General features: G+C 67.5%; 3 protein-coding genes and 1 pseudogene. 3 read left to right on the forward strand and 1 reads right to left on the reverse strand.

All coding sequences use genetic code 11. The features are described 5' to 3' along the window. Nucleotides 1-21 precede the first annotated feature (21 nt). Nucleotides 22-921 carry a helix-turn-helix domain-containing protein gene (locus ACDELDRAFT_RS17750; RefSeq protein WP_005799361.1) on the reverse strand — a complete coding sequence of 300 codons (900 nt, stop codon included), beginning with the start codon at nucleotides 919-921 and terminating at the stop codon, nucleotides 22-24. Nucleotides 922-1,028: 107 nt separating this feature from the next. On the opposite strand from ACDELDRAFT_RS17750, the gene ACDELDRAFT_RS17755 reads away from it, so the two are divergent. The 3 genes and pseudogenes from ACDELDRAFT_RS17755 to ACDELDRAFT_RS17765 form a co-directional block, all read left to right on the forward strand. Then, the gene (locus ACDELDRAFT_RS17755; protein ID WP_005799363.1) at nucleotides 1,029-1,433 is read left to right on the forward strand and encodes a hypothetical protein; all 405 of its coding nucleotides are present in this window, start codon (nucleotides 1,029-1,031) and stop codon (nucleotides 1,431-1,433) included. Between the two features lie 480 nt (nucleotides 1,434-1,913). Next, a complete protein-coding gene (locus tag ACDELDRAFT_RS17760; RefSeq protein WP_005799364.1) occupies nucleotides 1,914-4,838 on the forward strand; it encodes an aconitate hydratase in 2,925 nt (974 codons plus the stop codon). Nucleotides 4,839-5,253: 415 nt separating this feature from the next. After that, a pseudogene (locus tag ACDELDRAFT_RS17765) lies at nucleotides 5,254-6,279 on the forward strand (FAD-dependent monooxygenase); the annotation flags it as partial.

Below are 6,279 nucleotides of genomic sequence, written 5' to 3' on the forward strand. Positions count from 1 at the left end.
TNTNTNTTTTTTATGGCTGTTTTACCCTTTCGTGCCCATGGGTATGGGCAAAGGCCAATGCGTTGGTGGTGGAGCCGCCTCCCGCAATGCCGTGCTGGTGAACTCATCGGCCGGGAAGAACGATTCCACCGCCAGCTCCTGCAGTGTGACATCGACCGGCGTGCCGAATATCGTGGTGGTGCTGATGAATGAGAGCACACCCAAATCGGTTTGCAGGCGCAAGGGAATTACCACCCCGGGCATTTCGCCGTCAAGAACCGGCGAAGACGGGTACGCTGGCGCGGGATATTGCGCCAGTTCGGCTTGCAAAGCCTGCAGCGCCGGGTCGGCCGTGGCCTGGATTTGGTGGTGCAGGCGTTCCAACAGGTGGGCGCGCCATTGCGCCAGGTTGACAATGAGCGGCGCAAGGCCGCGAGGGTGCAGGCTCAGCCGCAGCACATTCAGGGGCGTGGCAAGCATGTCGGGGGGCACCTGGCGAGCCAGCAGCGCCTGGGCGGCGTCGTTGGCCAGCACCACGTTCCACTGCCGGTCGAGTGCCAGGGCCGGCCAGGGCTCGTGCCCCTTCAGAACCAGGGCGACCGCCTGGCGTGCCGCTGCCAGGGCCGGGTCGTCCAGCGCCCGCTCGCGGTACATGGGCGCGTAGCCGGCCGCCATCAGCAGGGCATTGCGCTCACGCAGCGGGATGCAGAGGCGATCACACAGGCGCAGCACCATGTCGCGGCTCGGGTTGGTGCGCCCTGTTTCCATGAAGCTCACGTGCCGGGTGGAAATGTCGGCCTCGTGGGCCAGATCGAGCTGGCTCAGGTGGCGTTGCTGGCGCCAGGTGCGCAGGTGTTCACCGAACGATGAGGGCGCGGCAACGCCCGTTCGGTGGGGCAGCGTGGGGCGCGGTGGGCGGCGGTGCGAGGAGGTGGCGGTCATGCCGTCATCCTAGGTGCAATGCAGGCGTGCGCCATTACCTGGCAGGTCATCGACGCGCTGCACCGTGGCGGCCACGATGCAGGCTCTTTCAACCCAAGGAGTCTGTGATGCTCAATCTGTCTTCTCCCCGGTTCTTGCGTTCGATGGTGTGGCTGGACGCCGCCACGGGCCTTTTGCTGGGCACCCTGCATCTGGCGCTGCCAGATCGTCTGGCGGTCTGGTTCGGCTTGCCTGCAGCGCTGCTGCAGGCTTCGGGCCTGCTGCTGCTGGGATTTGCCGGGCTGGCGATCACCATTGCCCGGGGGCAGCCCCTGCCGCGCGGGCTGCTGTGGTGCCTGGTAGGCGGAAATGTGCTGTGGGCGGCGGCCAGCCTGGCGCTCTGGGCCGGGCCCCTGCTTGCGCCGACCTTGCTGGGGCAGGGCTACCTTCTCGTCCACGCCGTGGCGGTGGCGGGCCTGGCCGAGCTGCAATGGTGGGCCGCGCGGCGCCCCACGGGCATGGCTGCCGCCTGAGTTGGCGCGAGCGCGTTGGCGGCTGCGCCCACGGTGGGTGATGGCTTGGGTTAACTCGTGACAAAGCCTGATCGGCATCGCAGCGGCGTGGTGCACCCCGCCCGCCCCGGCGGCACTGCGCTGCGTGAGGACGGGCGGTGGCTTCGGAACACAGGCGTTAGAAGTTGCGGCCTCTGCAGGCCGGTGCCCCAGCGCAGGGATGTTGCGCTGTGCAAAGCCGCCCGAACATTGCAGCACGGCGGAAGCAAGCCACATGCCATGGTGATTGCTATTTTATATATAGCATGATTGGCAGCATGAATGAGCGCTGCAGCGCATTTCTGCATCAAACGGTGCCGCCGATGGCAAGCTGGCAGACCCTCGTCGCCCAGTGTGCGCACGCCCCGGTCGGTGGCGACGGCGGCCTGCGGCATACCCCCACCGTTGCGCCGCCACACGGGGCTGCCAGAATAGACCTTGTCATCCCCACAGGAGTTCGCCATGGCCTCGTCCCAGCCCGTTCGCCACGCTTTTGCCGGCACGCTCAAGAGTTTCAAGACAGCGTCCGGCAAGTCGGGCCAGTTCTATTCGCTGCCTGCTCTGGCGCGGCAGTTCCCTCAGGTCAGCCGCCTGCCCGTGTCGATCCGCATCGTGCTCGAATCGGTGTTGCGCAACTGCGATGGCCGCAAGGTCACGCAAGAGCATGTGCGCCAGTTGGCGCAGTGGATGCCCCAGGCCGAGCGCAAGGACGAGATTCCGTTCGTCGTCTCGCGCGTCGTGCTGCAGGACTTCACCGGCGTGCCGCTGCTGGCCGACCTGGCCGCCATGCGCAGCGTGGCTGCGCGCCTGGGCAAGAACCCCAAGAAGATCGAACCGCTGGTGCCGGTGGACCTGGTGGTGGACCACTCCATCATGGTCGACTACTACGGCAAGAAGAATTCGCTCGACCTCAACATGAAGCTCGAATTCCAGCGCAATCGCGAGCGCTATGAGTTCATGAAGTGGGGCATGCAGGCCTTCGACACCTTTGGCGTGGTGCCCCCAGGCTTCGGCATCGTGCACCAGGTGAACCTCGAATACCTGGCGCGCGGCGTGCACAAGACCAAGGGTGGTGTGTACTACCCCGATACCCTGGTGGGCACCGACAGCCACACCACCATGATCAACGGCATCGGCGTGGTGGGCTGGGGCGTGGGCGGCATCGAGGCCGAAGCCGCCATGCTCGGCCAGCCTGTGTACTTCCTCACGCCCGATGTGGTGGGCATGGAACTCACCGGCCAGCTGCGCGAAGGCGTCACGGCCACCGACCTGGTGCTCACCGTGACCGAGCTGCTGCGCCAGCACAAGGTGGTGGGCAAGTTCGTGGAATTCTTTGGCGAAGGCACGCGCACGCTGGCGCTGCCCGACCGTGCCACCATCGGCAACATGGCGCCCGAATACGGGGCCACCATGGGCTTCTTCCCGGTCGATGAAAAAACCATCGACTACTTCAAGGGCACGGGCCGCACCAAGGGCGAGATCGAGGCCTTCGAGGCCTACTTCAAGGCGCAGGGCCTGTTTGGCGTGCCGCTGGCCGGCGAGGTGGACTACTCGCAGGTGGTGAAGCTGGACCTCGGCAGCGTCACCCCCAGCCTCGCGGGCCCCAAGCGCCCGCAGGACCGCATCGAGCTGGGCAAGGTCAGCAGCCAGTTTGCCGACCTGTTCAGCATGGCCAACGCGCAAAACGGCTTCAACCGCCCGGCCGAGCTGCTGCACACGCGCCACCATGTGCGGCCGGCCGATGCGGCCGTGCATGTGGAGGCGCCGGCCGAGAAGTCCGCGCCGGCGGGCGGCCCCCGCTTTCTCGTGGAGATGGAGCAGAACAGGTCCACGCTTGCCGCCGCGCACGCCGAAGTGCCGGCACAGCAGGCCAGCCGTACCGGTGACGTCACCGTGGGCAATGGCGATGTGCTGATCGCCGCCATCACCAGTTGCACCAACACCAGCAACCCGAGCGTGTTGCTCGCCGCTGGCCTGCTGGCCAAGAAGGCCGTGGAGGCGGGCCTCAAGGTGAAGCCGCACATCAAGACGTCGCTGGCCCCTGGCTCGCGCATCGTCACCGAATACCTCACGCAGACAGGCCTGCTGCCCTACCTTGAAAAGCTCGGTTTTGCGCTGGCGGGCTATGGCTGCACCACCTGCATCGGCAACGCCGGTGACCTCACGCCCGAACTCAACGAGGTCATCACCAGCAACGACCTGGTGTGCGCCGCCGTGCTGTCGGGCAACCGCAACTTCGAGGCGCGCATCCATCCCAACCTCAAGGCCAACTTCCTGGCCAGCCCGCCCTTGGTGGTGGCCTACGCCATTGCCGGCACCGTGCTCAAGGACCTCATGACCGAGCCGGTGGGCAAGGGCCGGGGCGGCAAGGACATCTACCTGGGCGATATCTGGCCCAGCAGCGAGGAAGTGCACCAGCTCATGAAGTTCGCCATGAACGGCAAGGCCTTCCGCGAGAACTACGCCAAGGTGGCCAGCGACCCCGGCAAGCTCTGGGGCCAGATCAAGGGCGGCAGCGGCACCACCTACGCCTGGCCCGCCAGCACCTACATCGCCGAGCCGCCCTTCTTTGCGCATTTTGCTCTTGAAAATGTAGCTGCTGGCGTAGAAGAAACGGGCGCTGCAGGCGTGAATGAGGTGAAACTTCCCTCCGTGCTCGGGGCGCGCATCATGGCGCTGTTTGGCGACTCCATCACCACCGACCACATCTCGCCCGCCGGCTCCATCAAGGCCAGCTCGCCCGCCGGGCAGTGGCTGGTGCAGCACGGCGTGCAGAAGGTTGACTTCAACAGCTACGGCGCGCGCCGGGGCAACCACGACGTGATGATGCGCGGCACTTTCGCCAACGTGCGCATCAAGAACCTCATGATTCCGCCCACGGCGGACGGCTCGCGCGAGGAGGGCGGCGTCACGGTGTTCCAGAACGAGGGGCCGCTGCAGGGCGAGAAGATGTTCATCTTCGACGCGGCCATGCAGTACATGGCGCGGAACACGCCCACCGTGGTGTTCGCCGGCGAGGAATACGGCACCGGCTCGAGCCGCGACTGGGCCGCCAAGGGCACGCAGCTCCTGGGCATCAAGGCCGTGGTGGCGCGCAGTTTCGAGCGCATCCACCGCTCCAATCTTGTGGGCATGGGCGTGCTGCCGCTGCAGTTCAAGGGCGACGATTCATGGCAGTCGCTGGGCCTCACGGGCAGCGAGGTGATCGACGTGCTGCCTGATCCCGCCCTGGCTCCCCAGAGTGACGCCACGCTGGTCATCCACCGCGCCGATGGCTCCCGCCAGGAAGTGGTGGTCACGCTGCGCATCGATACCCCCATCGAAGTGGACTACTACCAGGCCGGCGGCATTCTTCCGTTCGTGCTGCGCCAGTTGCTGGCGGGCTGAGGCTGCGCTGGCGCGGGCCTGCGCGCGGCGGCTGGCGCGCCCCGTGCGTTCGCCCGGAAGGGGGGCTGCATCCACTTCGTGGGCCGGCCCGCCAGGCACCGCTGCGTCTTCCGCCGGCGGGCTGGGCGTGCGGGTTGGAAAGCAGGCCCCATGGACGGTGAGCGGGAGGAGATGCGGGGGTCGATCCGACGGCGTGAAAGCGCTTCGGAGCCACTACCCGCTGCGCTAGAAAGAGGCTGATCGCCGCCAAGCGGGCGACGCTCTGCGCATTTTGCGTACCTTTGCCAGACCAGACCAGACCAGACCAGACCAGACCAGACCAGACCAAGTAGCAAGCAAGCCAGACCGGGCGCCTCTGGCGGGCGCCTTGTGTACGGCCCGGCTCCCTGCCTGCGCTGCGCGGCACAATGCGGGCATGAGAAAACAGGTGTTGATTGCAGGCGGCGGCATTGGTGGTTTGGCTGCGGCCCTGGGGGCCTCGCGCGCGGGGTGGGAAGTGCGTCTGTATGAGCGCGCTGCGGCATTCAGCGAGGTGGGCGCAGGGGTGCAGCTCGGGCCCAACGTGGTGCGCCGCCTGCAGGCCTGGGGCCTGCAGCGTGCGCTGCAGGACGTGGCGGCATTTCCGGGGCGGCTGCAGGTGCGCAGTGCCCTCACGGGCCAGCAGCTGGCCATGATGCCCCTGGGCACCACCACCGTCGAGCGCTACGGTGCGGCGTACGCCACCATCCACCGCGCCGATCTGCATGGCCTGCTGCTGGCGGCCGTCGGCAAGTACACCGACACGCAATTCCATCTCGACCACGCCATCGACCGCTTCACCGATGCCGACGGCGTGGTTACGGTGCGCACCAGCCGCGGCAAGGAAGTGGAGGGCGACGCGCTGATCGGGGCCGATGGCCTGTGGAGCCGCACCCGCACCCAGCTGCTCGGCGCGCAGCGCCCGCGTGTGACGGGGCATCTGGCCTACCGTGCCCTGGGTGCCGCAGGATGCGCTGCCGCAGGCACTGCGCACCACCGAAGTCACGGCCTGGCTGGGGCCGCGCCTGCATGTAGTGCAGTACCCGGTGCGCCGGGGCGAGCTGCAGAACCTCGTGGTCATCGTGCAGGGCCCCGCGCCGCAGGATCTGGAAAACTGGGACCACGCGGCCAACGGTGCCGATCTGGAGGCGGCCCTTGCAGGCACCTGCACGGCGCTGCAGCAAGCGGTGCGTGGCGTCGTCGATGCCGGCAGCGGCTGGCGCCTGTGGCCCCTGTGCGACCGCCCCCCCGTGCGCGGCCCGGCCGAGATGGCCCAGGGCGTGGTTGCCTTGCTGGGCGATGCCGCCCACCCCATGCGCCCGTATCTGGCGCAGGGCGCCGGCATGGCCATCGAAGATGCGGCCGAGCTGCAGCGCGCGCTGGCCATGCACGACCTCGATGTGCCCCTGCGCCTGCGCCGCTA

The sequence above is a fragment of the Acidovorax delafieldii 2AN genome (assembly GCF_000175235.1).
In the GTDB taxonomy this organism is placed as follows: Bacteria; Pseudomonadota; Gammaproteobacteria; order Burkholderiales; family Burkholderiaceae_C; genus Acidovorax; species Acidovorax delafieldii_B.